The 15,738-nt window shown below is 69.4% G+C and carries 13 protein-coding genes, 1 pseudogene and 1 riboswitch; of the genes and pseudogenes, 8 read left to right on the top strand and 6 right to left on the bottom strand.

Going from position 1 to position 15,738, the window contains the following annotated elements; all coding sequences use genetic code 11:
• Nucleotides 1-2 precede the first annotated feature (2 nt).
• From rfaE1 to cobT, 4 genes are all read right to left on the bottom strand, one after another.
• Nucleotides 3-962: a D-glycero-beta-D-manno-heptose-7-phosphate kinase gene (gene rfaE1 / locus NX068_RS12450; RefSeq protein WP_263461581.1), complete on the bottom strand. Its 960-nt coding sequence runs from the start codon at nucleotides 960-962 to the stop codon at nucleotides 3-5.
• A 126-nt stretch (nucleotides 963-1,088) separates the two neighbouring features.
• Nucleotides 1,089-1,640: an alpha-ribazole phosphatase family protein gene (gene cobC / locus NX068_RS12455; protein ID WP_263461582.1), complete on the bottom strand. Its 552-nt coding sequence runs from the start codon at nucleotides 1,638-1,640 to the stop codon at nucleotides 1,089-1,091.
• 23 nt (nucleotides 1,641-1,663) lie between these two features.
• The gene (locus NX068_RS12460; RefSeq protein ID WP_263461583.1) at nucleotides 1,664-2,473 is read right to left on the bottom strand and encodes an adenosylcobinamide-GDP ribazoletransferase; all 810 of its coding nucleotides are present in this window, start codon (nucleotides 2,471-2,473) and stop codon (nucleotides 1,664-1,666) included.
• Nucleotides 2,474-2,480: 7 nt separating this feature from the next.
• Nucleotides 2,481-3,569 carry a nicotinate-nucleotide--dimethylbenzimidazole phosphoribosyltransferase gene (gene cobT / locus NX068_RS12465; protein ID WP_263461584.1) on the bottom strand — a complete coding sequence of 363 codons (1,089 nt, stop codon included), beginning with the start codon at nucleotides 3,567-3,569 and terminating at the stop codon, nucleotides 2,481-2,483.
• Nucleotides 3,570-3,809: 240 nt separating this feature from the next.
• On the opposite strand from cobT, the gene NX068_RS12470 reads away from it, so the two are divergent.
• Together NX068_RS12470 and NX068_RS12475 are read left to right on the top strand one after the other, a co-directional pair.
• Nucleotides 3,810-4,880 (top strand): YjgN family protein, encoded by a 1,071-nt coding sequence (locus NX068_RS12470; RefSeq protein WP_263461585.1) that lies wholly within the window; start codon nucleotides 3,810-3,812, stop codon nucleotides 4,878-4,880.
• An 11-nt stretch (nucleotides 4,881-4,891) separates the two neighbouring features.
• Nucleotides 4,892-5,998 carry a M48 family metallopeptidase gene (locus NX068_RS12475; RefSeq protein WP_263461586.1) on the top strand — a complete coding sequence of 369 codons (1,107 nt, stop codon included), beginning with the start codon at nucleotides 4,892-4,894 and terminating at the stop codon, nucleotides 5,996-5,998.
• Between the two features lie 115 nt (nucleotides 5,999-6,113).
• Here the strand turns inward: NX068_RS12475 and NX068_RS12480 are convergent.
• Nucleotides 6,114-6,578 (bottom strand): annotated as a pseudogene (locus NX068_RS12480) (Uma2 family endonuclease); the annotation flags it as partial.
• Between the two features lie 33 nt (nucleotides 6,579-6,611).
• A complete protein-coding gene (cobU, locus tag NX068_RS12485; protein WP_263461587.1) occupies nucleotides 6,612-7,160 on the bottom strand; it encodes a bifunctional adenosylcobinamide kinase/adenosylcobinamide-phosphate guanylyltransferase in 549 nt (182 codons plus the stop codon).
• 91 nt (nucleotides 7,161-7,251) lie between these two features.
• Nucleotides 7,252-7,486, top strand: a riboswitch (cobalamin riboswitch).
• Between the two features lie 140 nt (nucleotides 7,487-7,626).
• Between cobU and NX068_RS12490 the strand changes: the two genes are divergently transcribed.
• Genes NX068_RS12490 through NX068_RS12515 form a run of 6 tightly spaced genes read left to right on the top strand, consistent with a single transcriptional unit; the run spans nucleotide 7,627 to nucleotide 15,337 of the window.
• Nucleotides 7,627-9,450, top strand: coding sequence for a TonB-dependent receptor domain-containing protein (locus tag NX068_RS12490; protein ID WP_263461588.1), 1,824 nt, complete (start codon nucleotides 7,627-7,629; stop codon nucleotides 9,448-9,450).
• A gap of 13 nt (nucleotides 9,451-9,463) precedes the next feature.
• Nucleotides 9,464-11,338 carry a TonB-dependent receptor domain-containing protein gene (locus NX068_RS12495; protein WP_263461589.1) on the top strand — a complete coding sequence of 625 codons (1,875 nt, stop codon included), beginning with the start codon at nucleotides 9,464-9,466 and terminating at the stop codon, nucleotides 11,336-11,338.
• Nucleotides 11,339-11,362: 24 nt separating this feature from the next.
• A complete protein-coding gene (locus NX068_RS12500) occupies nucleotides 11,363-12,340 on the top strand; it encodes a FecCD family ABC transporter permease (RefSeq protein ID WP_263461590.1) in 978 nt (325 codons plus the stop codon).
• The gene (locus tag NX068_RS12505; protein WP_263461591.1) at nucleotides 12,337-13,170 is read left to right on the top strand and encodes an ABC transporter ATP-binding protein; all 834 of its coding nucleotides are present in this window, start codon (nucleotides 12,337-12,339) and stop codon (nucleotides 13,168-13,170) included. Before NX068_RS12500 ends, NX068_RS12505 begins: the two co-directional genes overlap by 4 nt.
• Before the next feature lie 23 nt (nucleotides 13,171-13,193).
• The gene (cobA, locus tag NX068_RS12510) at nucleotides 13,194-14,045 is read left to right on the top strand and encodes a uroporphyrinogen-III C-methyltransferase (protein WP_263461592.1); all 852 of its coding nucleotides are present in this window, start codon (nucleotides 13,194-13,196) and stop codon (nucleotides 14,043-14,045) included.
• Nucleotides 14,045-15,337, top strand: a complete 1,293-nt coding sequence (locus tag NX068_RS12515) for a cobyrinic acid a,c-diamide synthase CobB (RefSeq protein ID WP_263461593.1) — start codon at nucleotides 14,045-14,047, stop codon at nucleotides 15,335-15,337. The genes cobA and NX068_RS12515 overlap by 1 nt, the downstream gene beginning before the upstream one ends.
• Nucleotides 15,338-15,738 lie beyond the last annotated feature (401 nt).

The following is a 15,738-nucleotide window of genomic DNA, read 5'->3' on the forward strand; positions in this document are numbered from 1 at the left end:
CTTCAGTCTGGTGTGCCGCTGCCGCGCAGCGCGGCGGCGAGTTCTTCGGGGCTGACGGTGGCGGTGCCGAGCTTGCCGACGACGATGCCGGCGGCGACGTTGGCCACCGCAGTCGCCTCGGCCAGCGCCAGGCCGCAGGCCAGGCCGGCGCCGAGCACCGCGACCACGGTGTCGCCGGCGCCGGTGACGTCGAACACGTCGCGGGCGCGGGTCGGCAGGTCGAGCGGCGCCTGGCCGGCTTGCAGCAGCGTCATGCCGCGCTCGGAGCGGGTGATCAGCACGGCGTCGAGTTGAAGCGAGGCGCGCAGCGCCTCGCCGCGTTCGCGCAGCGTCGCCTCCTCGGCGCAATGGCCCACCACCGCTTCGAATTCGCTCATGTTGGGGGTGATCACGGTGGCGCCGCGGTAGCGGCCGAAATCCGTGCCCTTGGGGTCGACCACCACCGGCACGCCGCGTTCGCGGGCGCTGCGGATCAGGCTGCCGGCCTGGGCCAGCGTGCCCTTGCCGTAGTCGGACAGCACGGCTGCGCCGGCGCCGGGCAGGGTGTCGCCGAAAGCCTGTTCGATGCCGGCCGATTCCAGCACCGCGAAGCTGTCCTCGAAGTCGAGCCGGATCAACTGCTGGTGGCGGCTGATGATGCGCAGCTTGGTGATCGTCGGGTGTTGCGGCGCTTCGAGCAGGCGGCAGGCGACCTGGCCGGCTTCGAGCTTCTCGCGCAGGCGCTGCGCCGCCTCGTCGCGGCCGACCAGCGCCACCAGTTCGGTGTTGGTGCCCAGCATCGCAGCGTTGAGCGCGACGTTGCCGGCGCCGCCGGCGCGGTATTCGTCGGCTTCGACCTTGACCACCGGCACCGGCGCCTCGGGCGAGATGCGGTTGGTCGAGCCGTGCCAGTAGCGGTCGAGCATGACGTCGCCGACGATCACGAGGCGACCGCGGGAAAACTCGGGCAGGGAAGTCGTCATGGCTCGGTTGGGCGCAGGAATGGCGGGGGCGGAATTATCCCACGAAGCCGCGCTGCGCGGCGGCACTGGCGCTGCCGCGGAAAATGGACCAACCGGAGCGCATCGAAGCCCATCGCCTGCGCTGCCTCAGCGATTGAACCAGCGCAGCGCCACGCCCCAGCTTTCGATGTCCAGCCGCGTCGCCTGGCCGCAGCCGAAGTCCAGCCCCAGCCAGCGTTCGGGCGGCAGGCCGAGCAGGTGGCCGGCCAGCACGCGCAGCGGGCCGCCATGGGCGACCACCACGACCGCTGCGGCCGGGGCCGCGGCCCGCAGTTCTTCCAGCCAGTGCAGCACCCGCGCCGTCATTTCGCGCGCGGATTCGCCGCCGGGGGCGCGAAAGCCCAGCGGGTCGGCCACCCAGTCGTCGATGGCCTCGCCGATGTCGTCGAAGGCGCGCCCTTCCCATTCGCCGAAGTGGATCTCCTTCAGGCGTTCGTCCAGCCGGGGCGCGCCGAGTTCGTCGGCGAGCATCCGTGCGCGTACGAGCGGGCTGGCGTGCAGGTCGAAGCGCTCCGGCAGCAGCGGACGCAGGCGTGCGGCGACGTCGGCGGCGGATTCGGCGATGCCGATGTCGAGCTGCCCGTAGCAGACGCCCGGCTCGACGGCGGGGCGTGGGTGGCGGATGAGGTGGAGTTCCATCGTCGGGAGGTCGGTATCGGTTGCTATGTGGTGGCGAACAGTGCGGTCAGCCGGGGTGCGGCCAGCAGACCGGCGTAGCAGGCCAGTTCGGCCAGTTGCTGGGTGGCGCCGAGCAGGTCGCCGGTATGGCCGCCGAGCCGGCGCATGCACAGGCGTGCGCACCAGGCGGTGACGAGGGCGGTGGCGGCGAGGGCCGCCAGGGCTTCGGCCGGCGTCAGCAGGGCCAGCGGCAACAGGCCGCAGAGACAGGCGATGGCGAGCCCGGCCGGCGTCAGGCGCTGCGCCAGCGGCCGGGATTTGCTGCTGTCGTCGTCACGTGCATAGGGCAGCAGATGGACCAGGCTGGTGGCCGCCAGGCGCGACAGCGGATGGGCGACCAGCAGCGCGGCGACGATGCCGATCGGCATGCCTTGTGCGTCGAAGCTGCCGATCGCCGCCAGTTCCACCAGCGCCGCGGCCTTCGCCAGCAGCATCAGCACGATGCCGATCGCGCCGTAGCTGCCGATGTGCGAGTCCTTCATGATCGCCAGCGCCTGGGCCTTGTCCCAGCCGCCGCCGAGGCCGTCGCAGGCGTCGGCGAAGCCGTCCTCGTGCAGCGCGCCGGTGAGGCGGATGGTGAGCGCCATCGACAGCACGACGGCCAGCGCAGGCGGAAGCAGCCACGACAGCACGAGGTAGCCCGCCGCGCCGGCGAGGCCCACGATCCAGCCGATCAGCGCCAGGTAGTGCACCGCATGGCGCAGGCGCTCGGATGACCAGGGCACCCAGGCGGGAACCGGCAGGCGGGTGAAGAAGCCGAGCGCGGTGAAGAACAGTTCCGCCTGGTGGCGCATCGATGCGTCAGTACGCTGGGGTCAGGCCGTCTGCGGCATGCTGTCCGCTGCTGCTGGAGGAATCGACGCCGGCCGATTCGAAGCTCGCCATGTCGTTGAGGAAATTCACCGCCGCCTGCAGCAGCGGCCAGGCCAGTGCCGCACCGGTGCCTTCGCCGAGGCGCAGATCGAGTTCGACCAGCGGCTGGGTCATCAGGAAGGACAACTGCACGCGGTGGCCGGGTTCGAGCGAGCGGTGGGCGAACACGCAGTAAGGCAGCAGGTTCGGGTTGAGAGCGTGGGCGACCAGCAGCGCTGAGGTGACGATGAAGCCGTCGATGACGATCAGCATGCGCCGCTCGGCTGCGCCGAGCATGGCGCCGGCCATCATCGCGATTTCGAAGCCGCCGTATTCGGACAGCGCCTGCAGCGGATCGGTCGGCCAGCCGCCGCGATGCAGCGCTTCCTTCAGCAGTTCGCGCTTGTGTGCCAGGCCCGTGTCGTCGAGTCCGGTGCCGGGCCCGGTCACGGTGTAGAGGTCCGCGCCGTGTTCGGCGCCGATCAGGCAGGTCGTCAGCAAGGAAGCCGAGGCGGTGTTGCCGATGCCCATTTCGCCGAAACCGACACAGTTGCAGCCGTTGTCCGCCAGCGCATGGGCGATCTCGCGTCCGCGCTGCAGAGCGGCGTCGCGCTGCGCGGCGGTCATGGCCGGCTGGTCGAGGTAGTTCGCCGTGCCGGGGGCGATCTTGGCGTCGATCAGGCCGTCGCGCTTGCCGAAGTCATGGTTGACGCCGGCGTCGACGACGCTCAGGCCCAGTTCCATCTGCCGGCAGAAGACGTTGATCGCCGCGCCGCCGGCGAGGAAGTTCTCGATCATCTGCCAGGTGACGTCCTGCGGATAGGCCGACACGCCGGCCCGTGCCGCGCCGTGGTCGCCGGCGAAGATGACGATCTGGGGTTGGCGCAGTTCGGGTTCCAGCGTCTGCTGGACGAGGCCGATCTGAAGGGCGAGCGTCTCCAGGCGGCCAAGCGCGCCGAGCGGCTTGGTCTTGCGGTCGATCTTCTGCTGCAGTGCTGTGGCGAGTGCCTGGTTCGGGGGAATGATGTGGGTCTGCATGAGGGATTCGCGGGTGCTGTCGTTCGGTTGCGGTCGTGGCGGGGCGCAGGTACGAGGCGAAAGGTAGCAGATCGTGCTGGTTGCGGCACCTCGGGCTTGCCCGGGTGTGGCGGGGACTGGCTTGTGACTGATTCTCATTCAATTTAATTGTCATTGCCTGTATCATCGCAGCCGGATTTTTCGGCGATGCCTGCCCCTGGCGCATCGTGACTCGGATCATGTGCTCTGCGGGAGGCAGGAATGACGGAAGCGGTCCTTGGAAATGTGTTCGGTAGCGAACTGGCCGGCGGCGAGCCGCTGCCGCCGGCGGCGGTGCCGGCCGTGGCCGGCGACGGGCCGCGGGTGCTGCCTTTCGCCTTTGCCGGCAAGGGGGGCGAGTTCTTCCGCATCTGGATCGTCAACGTGCTGTTGTCCATCGTCACGCTGGGCATCTATTCGGCCTGGGCCAAGGTGCGCACGCAGCGCTACTTCTACGGCAACACCAGCCTGGACGGCAGCAGTTTCGAATACCTGGCGACGCCGAAGCAGATCCTGAAGGGAAGGCTGATCGCCTTCGCGCTGTTCGCGATCTACGTCGTCGCCGACAATCTGGTGCCGCTGGTCGGTGCGGCGCTGATGCTGTTGCTGATGATCGCCACGCCGTGGATCGTGGTGCGTTCGCTGGCCTTCCGCAACCATCACAGTGCCTGGCGCGGCGTGCGCTTCGGCTTCGACGGCAAGGTGGGCGAGGCAGTGAAGGCGCTGCTGCTGTGGCCGCTGGCCGGCGTGCTGAGCCTGGGCCTGCTGATACCGCTGGCGATGCAGCGTCAGCAGCGCTTCGTGATCGACAACGCGCGCTACGGCACCAGCCGTTTCGGCTTCGAGGCGGGCGCACGCCCGTTCTACCGCCTGTTCGGACTGGTGCTGCTGATCGCCGCCGCCGGCGGCGTAACCAGCTTCCTGCTCGGCATGCTGTTCCCGCCGCTGGGCATGGTGGCGATGGCCCTCGTCTGGCTGGTGCTGGTCGCATGGTTCAAGGCCCGTTTCACCAACCTGGTGTTCGGCAGCAGCGTGCTCGGCGGGCATCGCTTCGTCGCCCGCTACGAGTTCGGTTCGTACCTGATGCTGATGCTCGGCAACGCGCTGGGTATGGTGCTGACGCTGGGTCTGTTCTACCCCTGGGCCAGGGTGCGTAATGCGCGCTACGCGGCCGAGCATACCGATTTCGTCGCCGAGGACGATCTCGATGGCTTCGTCGCTGCGCAGCGCGATGCAGTGTCCTCGACCGGCGGCGAGATGGCCGAACTGTTCGACGTGGATATCGGTTTGTGACGCAGCGGTTTGTGACGCAGCCATCCGCGACTCCGGCCGGCGCCGCGGCGGACGGAGTCGCCGGTGCCTACTTCGCGCCGGGCGGCTCGGCGCGGCTGCGGGCGGTGCTGCGTAGCGGCGCCGATGGTGCATGGGTCGAAGCCGGCAATGGCGAGAAGCTCGCCGGCCCCCGGCCGCTCGCCGCGCTGGAGGTGAGTTCGCGCGTGGGCGGCACGCCGCGTTTCATCCGTTTTCCTGACGAGGGCGCGTTCGAGACCGCCGACAACGCCGCGGTCGATGCGCTGCTGGCGCCGCTGCGGCCGCGGCACGATCTGGCTCACCGGCTGGAATCGCGGCTGCGCTACGTGCTGCTCGGCCTTGCGGTGACGGTAGCCTTCGCCTGGGGCGTGGTGCGCCATGGCATTCCGGCGCTGGCCGAGTCGGCGGCGCACGCGGTACCGCCGCATCTGGCGGCGCGGCTGGGCGACGGCGTGCTCGAACTGCTCGATGGCAGCATGCTCGCGCCCAGCACGCTGTCCGAAGAAGAACAGGCGCGATTGCGCGCGCGCTTCGAGCCATTCATGCGCGATGCGGGCGGCGGTATGCCGCTGCGGGTGGAGTTCCGCGATGCCGCCGACACCCTGGGGCCGAACGCGCTGGCGCTGCCGTCGGGCACGATGGTGTTCACCGACCAACTGGTGCGGCTGGCCGGCAGCGACGAGGAGCTGATCGGCGTGCTCGCCCACGAGATCGGCCACGTCGAGCATCGCCACGCCCTGCGCCGTGCGATCCAGGGCTCGGCCGTGGGCCTGGCGGCGACGGTGCTGACCGGCGACGTGTCGTCGATCTCGTCGGTGGTTGCGGCCGTGCCGGTGATCCTCACCGAGCTCGGCTATTCGCGCGATTTCGAGTTCGAGGCCGACCGCCACGCAGCCGAGCTGCTGCAGCGGCACGGCCTGCCGCCCGCGCTGCTGGGCAGCCTGCTGGCGCGGCTGGACAAGCGCCATGCCGCAGGCTGCGGGCAGGAGGCCGGTGGGGTCCACGACGACTGCCATGACGAAGGCTGGTGGCGCTACCTCTCCACTCATCCGCCGACTGCGGAACGGATCCGCAGGCTGGACGAAGCCGGCGGGCGATGATTTCAGGCGGGATCGGCGGGTAGATCCTGATACAGCTCTGCCAGTACCACAGCCTGAAGCCGAATGCGGGCAGGGCGAGGCTGGCGGCCTCGCTGCTGGCTTCGGTCAGCAACCAGTCACCTTCGGCGGTGCGGGAATAGCACTCGACCTGGGCACGTTCCTGCGACAGGAACAACACCGTCTTGAGCCCGGGGAAGCGGCGATAGGCGGCGAACTTGGCGCCGCGATCGTAGGCTTCGGTCGAGGGCGACAGCACTTCGGCGATCAGCACCGGCTCTTCCTTGAGCTGGCGGCGTTCGCGATCGGCGTCCGAGCAGGTGACGAAGACGTCGGGGTAGAAGAGATCGTCCGTCTCGGCCAGGCGCAGGCGGACGTCGGACATGAAGACAGAGCAGGGCGTACCGCGCAGGGCGTTGCGCAACGCCATGTAGGTGTTGCCGGAAACGAGATTATGCAGATCCGACCCGCCGGCCATCATGAAGGCTTCGCCGTGGAAAAATTCCCAGCGTTCAGGCTGGTCCGCTTCCCAGGCGAGGAATTCATCCAGCGTCATCGCATGGCTTTCCGCAGGCAGGCCCATGGCAGTCTCCCGTATCGTCCATCGGCTTCCAGTTTAGCCGCCCTTCAGCACCAGCGGCAGGCCGGCGGCGACGAACACCACGCGTGGGCACAGCGCGGCGACGGCCTGGTTCAGCCGTCCGGCTTCGTCGCGGAACAGGCGGCCGAGCGGGGTTTCCGGCACCAGGCCGAGGCCGACTTCGTTGGCGACCAGGATGATGCGGCCGGGCAGGGTCGGCAGGGTGGCGAGCAGGGCGTCGCGCTCGGCGCGGAACAGCGGCAGGGCTTCGGCATCGGCGCCGGGCGGCAGGCTGTCGGCGTCGGTCAGCAGGTTGGCCAGCCACAGCGTCAGGCAGTCCACCAGCAGGCAGCGCTCCGGCGCGGCTTCGCGGCGCAGCGCGGCGGCCAATGCCACCGGTGCTTCGACGGTGCGCCAGCCTGGCGGCCGGTCGGCCTGGTGGCGGCGGATGCGTGCCGCCATTTCGTCGTCGAGTGCCTCGGCGGTGGCGATCACGGTGACGGCCAGGCCGGATGCGGCGGCGCGGCTTTCGGCTTCGCGGCTCTTGCCGGAACGGGCGCCACCCAGGATCAGTTCGTATGTCATGGTGCTGATTGCCTTTTTCGCCGCTGGGGCCTTGTGCTGGTGCAGTGCACGATACTGGCCGGTACGGTATCATCCGCCCCCACTGCCCCGGAAGGGGCGGCGCGTCATCGGTGCCCGCGGGCGATTCACGCCCGGGGTTGAACGGGAAACAGGTGCGCGGCCCATCTCGCCATGAGGCCGCAATACCTGTGCTGCCCCCGCAACGGTAGGTGTGCGCAAGGTGGACCACGCAGCCACTGGGTTCATGACCTGGGAAGGCGGTCCATCCGTCCAGCCGACAGGCCGGTACACACACGAGCCCGGAGACCGGCCGTAGCGCGAATTGGCGGATGTGTCGCGGGGTGGCGGCGATGGCATGGTGCGTTCTGCAGCGCCGTTCGTTTCCTTTTCTCTCCCGGAGACCGTCCTGTTGCGTATCGCCATGGCGCGCGGGGACGCGGCGCCTTGGCGCAGGGAGATCGAAACGATGAAGATCCGCTTCTGTACCACGGCGATCGCCGTGGCCAGCGCTTTTCCGATGTACCTACCGTCCGTGCATGCGCAAGACCAGTTGGGCGAGGCGGTCGTCGTCACTGCCACCCGTCAGCAGCAACGCGCCGACGAGACCTTGTCCAGCGTCGATGTGATCACGCGCGAGCAGATCGAACGCGGCGGCCACAGCACGCTGACCGATTTGCTGGCGGCGCAGCCCGGCATCCAGGTGAGCAGCAACGGCGGTCCCGGCGCCAATACCGGTATCTTCATCCGCGGCGCCAATTCCGGGCATACGCTGGTGCTCGTCGATGGCATGCGGGTCGGCTCGGCCACCTCCGGCCAGCCTGCGCTGGAGACGATTCCGCCCGAATTGATCGAGCGCATCGAGATCCTGCGCGGACCGGCGAGCGCGCTGTACGGCTCGGATGCCATCGGCGGCGTGATCCAGATCTTCACGCGCAAGGGCACGGCGGGCTTCCATCCCAGCCTGCGCGTGGGCGCCGGTACCGAGCATAGCTACGCACTCGGCGCGACGGTGGCCGGCGGCCAGGACCGCCTGCGCTACAACCTGTCGGCGGGGCGCGAGCGCACCGACGGCTTCAATGCGCGAAAGAACCCTGCCACCGTGGCCGACCGCGATCGCGACGGCTTCCACAACGACTATCTGAGTGCGTCCGCCTCGCTGGGATTCAGGGACGACGACGAGATCGGGCTGACGCTGTTCCATTCCGAAGGGCGCAACTGGTTCGATTCCGACACCGAATACGATGCCCGCGTGAGCAAGGGTCTGGACACCGCCGGCATCCACATGCGCAACAAGCTTGCCGACGGCTGGGTGAGCACGCTGCGCCTGGGCTACAGCAAGGACCGTTCGCACAGCAAATGGAGCACGGCGCCGACGGACCGCTTCGACACCGAGCAGACCCAGTTCGCGTGGCAGAACGACGTTTCGCTGGGCGGCGGCCTGCTGCTCGCGGCGGTCGAGCATCTGGAGCAGAGCATCGACACCACCGGCACCTACGAACGTGACACGCGCCGGGTGGATTCGGTGCTGCTGGGCTGGGGCGGGCAGTTCGACAAGCATCATCTGCAGATCAACGCCCGCCACGACGACGATTCGCAGTTCGGCGGCAAGACCACCGGGCTGCTCGCCTACGGCTACCAGTTCCTGCCTGAATGGCGGCTGCGCGGCAGTATCGGCACGGCCTTCAAGGCACCGACCTTCAATGATCTGTACTTCCCGCTCGCCTGCTTTCCGCCTTTCGGCTGCTTCGGCGGCAACCCGGACCTTAAGCCCGAGGAATCGCTGAACCGCGAAATCGGCCTGGTCTGGGAGCAGGGCGGGCTGCAGATGACGGCCACCTATTACAACAACCGGGTGAAGAACCTGATCCAGTGGGGCAGCACCCCGGACAACGTCGGCCGCGCCAGGCTGGAAGGGCTGGAATGGGGCGTGAGCGCGACCGTGGCCGACTACCGCGTGCGGGCGACGATCGACCTGCTCGACGCCAAGGACGAGGATACGGACGCCCGCCTGGTGCGCCGCGCGCGCCGCGCGGGTTCGCTCGGCATCGACCGTACGGTCGGCAAGTGGAGCTGGGGGGCCGAATGGCGCGGGCAGAGCGAGCGCGAGGACGCCGGCACGCGGCTGGGCGGCTACGGCATCGTCAATGCCTGGGTCCATCACCAGCTGACGCCCGAACTGCGGCTCGAGCTGCGGGCGAACAACGTCTTCGACAAGGACTACCAGCTTGCCCGCAACTTCGCCACCGCCGGTGCCAATGCCTTCGTCACACTGCGCTATGCGCCGCGCTGAGCCGTCGTTCCCCATGCCCGCCGTCCGTTTCTCCATGCTTGCCGCCGCACTGGTGCTGCCTTTTCCGCTGCTGGCAGCGCCCGCGCCGGGCGGCGGCGCCCTCGAAGCCGTCGTCGTCACCGCCTCCCGCCAGCAGCAGCGCATCGAGGACAGCCTGGCCGCGGTGGAGGTGATCGAGCGCGAGGACATCGAGCGCGCCGGGCATTCCTCGCTGATCGAGGTGCTGCGGGCGCTGCCCGGCATCCGGGTCACGGCCAACGGCGGCGCGGGGGCGAATGCGAACGTCTACGTCCGGGGCGCCGAGGCGCGGCACACGCTGCTGCTGATCGATGGTGTGCGGGTCGGCTCGGCCAGTTCGGGGGCGCCGACGCTGGAGAACATTCCGCTCGGCCTGATCGAGCGCATCGAAGTGCTGCGCGGGCCGGCCAGCGCGCTGTACGGCTCGGAGGCCATCGGCGGCGTGATCCAGGTGTTTACCCGCAAGGGCGAGGCGGGCTTCAGGCCGGAGCTCTTCGTCGGCTACGGCTCCGAACACACCCGCAAGGCATCGGCCGCGCTGTCGGGCGGGGTCGGGCGGCTGCGCTACAGCCTTAACGTGGGCGCCGAGCACACCGACGGCTTCAACTCGAAGCGCGACCCCGCCTTCTGGGCGGGCACACCGCCGCGGACGTCCTACTGGGCCGACGACGACGGCTTCCGCAACACCCATGCCGGCGGCTCGGTCACGCTGGGCTTCCGCGACAGGGACGAGATCGGCCTGGGTTTCACGTACTCGGACAGCCGCAGCCGTTACGATGCCTCGGCGGCGAGCTATTTCGACTCCTGGATGGACAAGACCGCCGGCACGCTGAGCCTGCATCTGCGCAACGAGCTGCGTGCCGGCTGGACCAGCACCCTGCGCCTGGGCCGCAGCATCGACGAGTCGCTGAACCGGGCGAGCGCCGCGGCGCCGAGCCGGCACGACACCGAGCAGGATCAACTGATGTGGCAGCACGACGTCGATCTGCCACTGGGCAGGCTGCTGCTGGCCTATGAATACGTCGAAACCCGGCTCGACAGCACCACCGTGTACAACAAGGACAGCCGCCGGGTGAGTTCGCTGCTGCTCGGCTGGTCGGCACAGATCGACGCCCACCACCTGCAGCTCAACGCCCGCCACGACGACAACTCCCAGTTCGGCGGCAAGACCACCGGCCTGCTTGCCTACGGCTACGACCTGACGCCTTCGCTGCGCCTGCGCGGCAGCATCGCCACCGCCTTCAACGCGCCGACCTTCAACCAACTCTACTGGCCGATGGCGTCGTCGCCGACCAGCTACCACGGCAATCCCGATCTGAAGCCGGAACGGGCGCTGAACCGCGAACTCGGCATCCGCTGGACCCGGGGCGCGCACAGCGTCGAACTGAACTACTTCGACAACCGGGTCAAGGACCTGATCGCCGGCAACCCGGTGTATGCGTTGCGGGGACAGCAGGTCAACGTCGCCGAGGCGCGGCTCAAGGGGGCGGAGCTCGGCTACATGCTGTTGCTGGGCGCATTCACCGTCAGCGCGGGCCTGGACTGGCTGGATGCGAAGGACGAACAGAACGGCCGGCGGCTGCCGCGGCGGGCACGGCAGTCCGGTTTCCTGCGGCTGGCCCATACCGCCGGGCCGCTGGACTGGGGCGTGGAATGGAACGGTGCCGGCCGCCGCCACGACGATGCGGCCAACACCGTGGATCTGCATGGCTACGGCCTGCTCGATGCCTATCTGCATTACCGCCTGTCGCCGCAATGGCGCATCGAGGCGCGGGCGAACAATCTCCTCGATGCGGACTACGAACTGGCGCGGGGCTACCGCACACCGGGTGCCAGCGTGTTCGTCGGGCTGCGTTATGCGCCGCGCTGACGGCTTCTCCGGCCGCCGATCCGGATGAAGCCGCGCACCCATGCCGTGTCGGTGATCGCCGCACTGCTGGCGGCCGGTGTGCTGGCTTTCGCATGGGCGCTGATGGCGGGCGAGATGCCGATCGGGCCGGGTGAGGTGCTGGTCGCGCTGGCCGGCGGCGAGGGCATGGCTGCCGGCATCGTGCGCGAGCTGCGCCTGCCGCGCGCGGTCGCCACCTTCGTCTGCGGCGGCCTGCTCGCCATGGCCGGCGCGGTGATGCAGGTGCTACTGCGCAATCCGCTGGCCGATCCCTACATCCTGGGCATTTCCGGTGGCGCGGCGGTTGGCGCGCTGGTGGCGATCCTGCTCGGGGCGGCTTCGCTGTGGGTCGATGCGCTGGCCTTCGCCGGCGCGCTGACGGCGATGCTGCTGGTGTTCGGCCTGGCGCACGGCGACGGCAGCTGGACGCAGACGCGGCTGCTGCTGACTGGCGTCATCGTCGCCGCCGGCTGCGGCGCGGCGGTGACCCTGATGCTGGCGCTGGCGTCCGACGTGCGCGTGCAGTCGATGCTGTTCTGGCTGATGGGCGACGCCAGCGGTGCGGCGCGGCCCTGGCCCGGGGTGGTCGTGCTGGTGCTGGGACTGCTGGCGGTGATGCCCTTCGCGCGCGATCTCAACGTGCTGGCGCGTGGCGAACTGAATGCGCGGTCGCTCGGCGTCGAAGTGCGCCGCCTGCGCATGGGCCTGTACGTGCTGGCTTCGCTGCTGACAGCCACTGCGGTGACGCTGATCGGCTCGGTGGGCTTCGTCGGCCTGATCGTGCCGCATCTGGTGCGGCTGGCCCTGGGCAACGACCAGCGGACGCTGATTCCGGCGGCGGCGCTGGCCGGCGGTGCCTTGCTGACGGTGGCCGATACCGCCGCGCGCACCGTGATCGCGCCGCAGCAACTGCCGGTGGGCGTGCTGACCGCGCTGATCGGCGTGCCGGTGTTCCTGTTCCTGCTGGCGAGGCACCGGCGATGAACATGGCCGGCAGCGTGATGAATGAGACCGGGCCGCTGCTCGAAGCCGAAGGCCTCGCATTGCAGGTGGGTGAGCGCTGGCTGTGCTGCGCCTTCAGCATGAGCCTGAAGCCGGGCGAATGCCTGGTCCTGCTGGGACCGAACGGTGCGGGCAAGACCACCTTGCTGCACACCCTGGCCGGCTTGCGTGCGCCGTCGGCGGGCGAGGTGCGCATCGGCGGGCGGCCTTATGCCGGCTGGTCGGCCACCGAGGCGGCGCGCTTTCGCGGGCTGCTGACGCAGCAGCAGCCCGATCTGTTCGCCGCCTCCGTGCTGGAGACGGTGCTGATCGGCCGCCATCCGCACCTCGGCCGCTGGGGCTGGGAAACGGAACGGGACGAGGGCATCGCCCGCCGGGCGCTGGCCGACGTCGGCCTGCAGGGCTTCGAGAACCGTGACGTCCTGACCCTGTCCGGCGGCGAGCGCCAGCGCGTTGCCATCGCCGCCCTGCTGGCCCAGGCACCGCGGCTCTTGCTGCTCGACGAGCCGTTGAACCACCTCGACCTTCACCACCAGATCGCCACGCTCGAGCTGTTCCGGCGCATCGTCCGTGCCGAGACGGACACTTTCGATTCATCCGGGCCGTGCCGGCAATCCGGCGCGGTGTTGGTGCTGCACGACATCAATCTTGCCGCCCGCTACGCGGATCACGTTATCCTGCTCGACGGCCGTGGCGGCGTCATCGCCGGCGATCGCGACAGCGTGATGCGCGCCGAGCTGTTGAGCCAGGCTTTCGGCCACCCCCTGCGCCGCTTCGAAAGCGAAGGGCGCGTCGTCTTCGTTCCTGATTGAATGTCCGTCCGAGCCCGTGTTCCATGAGTCCAGTCCCTGATCTTGCAGCCTTCCGCGCCGGCCCGCTGCCGGGCCACGTCTATCTGGTGGGCGCCGGCCCGGGCGACCCGGAGCTGCTGACGCTGCGCGGCGCACGCCTGGTGGCCGCGGCGGACGTGGTGGTGTACGACAACCTGGTCGCGCCGGCCATCATCGATCTCGCGCCGGCCGAGGCCGAGCGCATCTACGTCGGCAAGAAGGCGGCCGACCACACCCTGCCGCAGCACGAGATCAATGCCCTGCTGGTGCGCCTGGCGCAGGCCGGCAAGCGCGTGGTGCGGTTGAAGGGCGGCGACCCCTTCATCTTCGGCCGTGGCGGCGAGGAGATGGAAGAACTGCTCGAAGCCGGCATCACCGTCGAAGTGGTGCCTGGCGTCACCGCGGCGGCGGGCATCGCCGCCTATGCCGGCATCCCGCTGACGCACCGCGACCACGCCCAGTCGGTGGTGCTGACCACCGGCTACCTGAAGGACGGCTCGCTCGATCTCGACTGGCCGCTGCTGGCCCATCGCGGCCAGACGCTGGTGATCTACATGGGGGTGTCGCGGCTGGCGGAGATCTGCGCCCAGCTCGTTGCCCACGGCCTGCCGGTGAGCACGCCCGCGGCCGTCATCGAGCGCGGCACCACGCATGCGCAGCGCGTCGCCAAGGCAGACCTCGCCACGCTGGCCGACGAGGTGAAGCGGCAGGGTATCCGGCCGCCGTCGCTGACGGTGGTGGGCGACGTCGTCAGCCTGTACCCGCGCCTGAGCTGGTTCCAGCCGAGCGAGCCGCCGCCGTCCTCGCCGGCGCCGCATGCGGGCTGTACCGCAGTGCATCCCGACGAGCAGGGCTGATGGCCGCTACCGCGCGCTGCCCGGCGCTGTTCGTCGCCGCGCCTGCGTCGGGCCAGGGCAAGACCACCGTCACCGCCGCGCTTGCACGCATGCATACCCGGCTGGGGCGCAGGGTGCGGGTGTTCAAGTGCGGGCCGGATTTCCTCGACCCGCAGATCCACGCGGTCGCCAGCGGCGCGCCGGTGTACAACGTCGACCTCGGCATGTGCGGCGAGGCCGACATCGCCCGGCGGCTGCATGCGGCAGCCTGCGAAGCCGACCTGATCCTGATCGAAGGCGTCATGGGGCTGTACGACGGCGCGCCGTCGGGTGCGGACATCGCGCGCCGCTTCGGCATTCCGGTGATGGCGGTGATCGACGCGCGGGCGATGGCGCAGACTTTCGGCGCGGTGGCCTGGGGCCTGGCGCACTACCAGCCCGGCATCCCCTTTGCCGGCGTGCTCGCCAACTACGTCGGCAGTGCGCGCCACGCCCAGCTGCTGCGCGAGGCGCTGCCCGCGGGCATGCGCTGGTTCGGCGCCGTGATGCGCGACGCCGCCGCGGCCCTGCCGGAACGCCATCTCGGCCTGCTGCAGGCGCAGGAGATCGATGATCTCGGCAGCCGCCTCGACCGCCTGGCCGAACATCTGGCGCAGACCGGTGCCGCCGAACTGCCGCCGGCGGTCGATTTTCCCGCCGTGCCGCCGTCTGCCGTTGTGCCGCTGCTGGCCGGCAAGCGCATTGCCATCGCCCGTGATGCCGCCTACGGTTTCATCTACCCGGCCAATATCGACACCCTGCGGGCGTTGGGTGCGGAGCCGGTGTTCTTCTCGCCGCTGGCGGGCGAAGGCCTGCCAGCCGACTGCGACGCGCTGTGGCTGCCGGGCGGCTATCCGGAACTGCATGGTGCCGCACTCGCTGCCAGCACTGCTTTCTGGGCCGGCTTGCGCGCCCATGTGGCGGCCGGCAGACCGGTGCTGGCCGAATGCGGTGGCTGGATGAGCCTGCTCGAAGCCATCGTCGATATCGCCGGCACTGCTCACGCCTTCGGCGGCCTGCTGCCGGGCCGCGCGCTGATGCAGAAGCGGCTGGCCGCGCTCGGCATGCAGCAGGCGGACTTTCCGCAGGGGCGGCTGACCGGGCACACGTTCCACTACTCGAAAGCCGAAACGCCGCTCGAACCCTGGCTGCGCGCGCAGCGGCCGGACGGCGGCGAAGGCGAAGCCATTTACCGCGTGGGGGCCATCACCGCGTCCTACGTGCACTTCTGGTTTCCGTCATGCCCGGCGGCAGTGGCGGCGCTACTGGGCTGAAAGGACCGAGGCACCGTCTCGAGCTTCAAATCTGCAGAAGGCCGCACGAGCGGCCGAGACAAAACTCTGGTATCCCCGCCGCGTCTTCCGCCGATAAAGATGATGCCATGCACACCACGCTTTCGCAGGGGCGGTTTCAACTGCGAAAACTGCCGGAGCCGGCGACGGAGTCCGTGGAAGCGGCGAGGAGGATGCAGGAGCGGCTTCAGCCGCGAACAGTGCTGCGATGCCGTTTCCACGGCTGCTGCTGCGGCTGAAGCGCCCCTACGAAAGCTGGACTCGCATAACAGTATCTTCAGCCGCGAAAGCTGTGCCTGGTTGGCATCTTGTATCTTTAAACCAGACCCGCGCGGTAGAGTTTGACTGCCGTATAGGCAGTCAAACCGGCCGGTGCAGCTTGA

The organism is Thauera carbonicopians (genome assembly GCF_025699485.1).
Taxonomy (GTDB): domain Bacteria; phylum Pseudomonadota; class Gammaproteobacteria; order Burkholderiales; family Rhodocyclaceae; genus Thauera.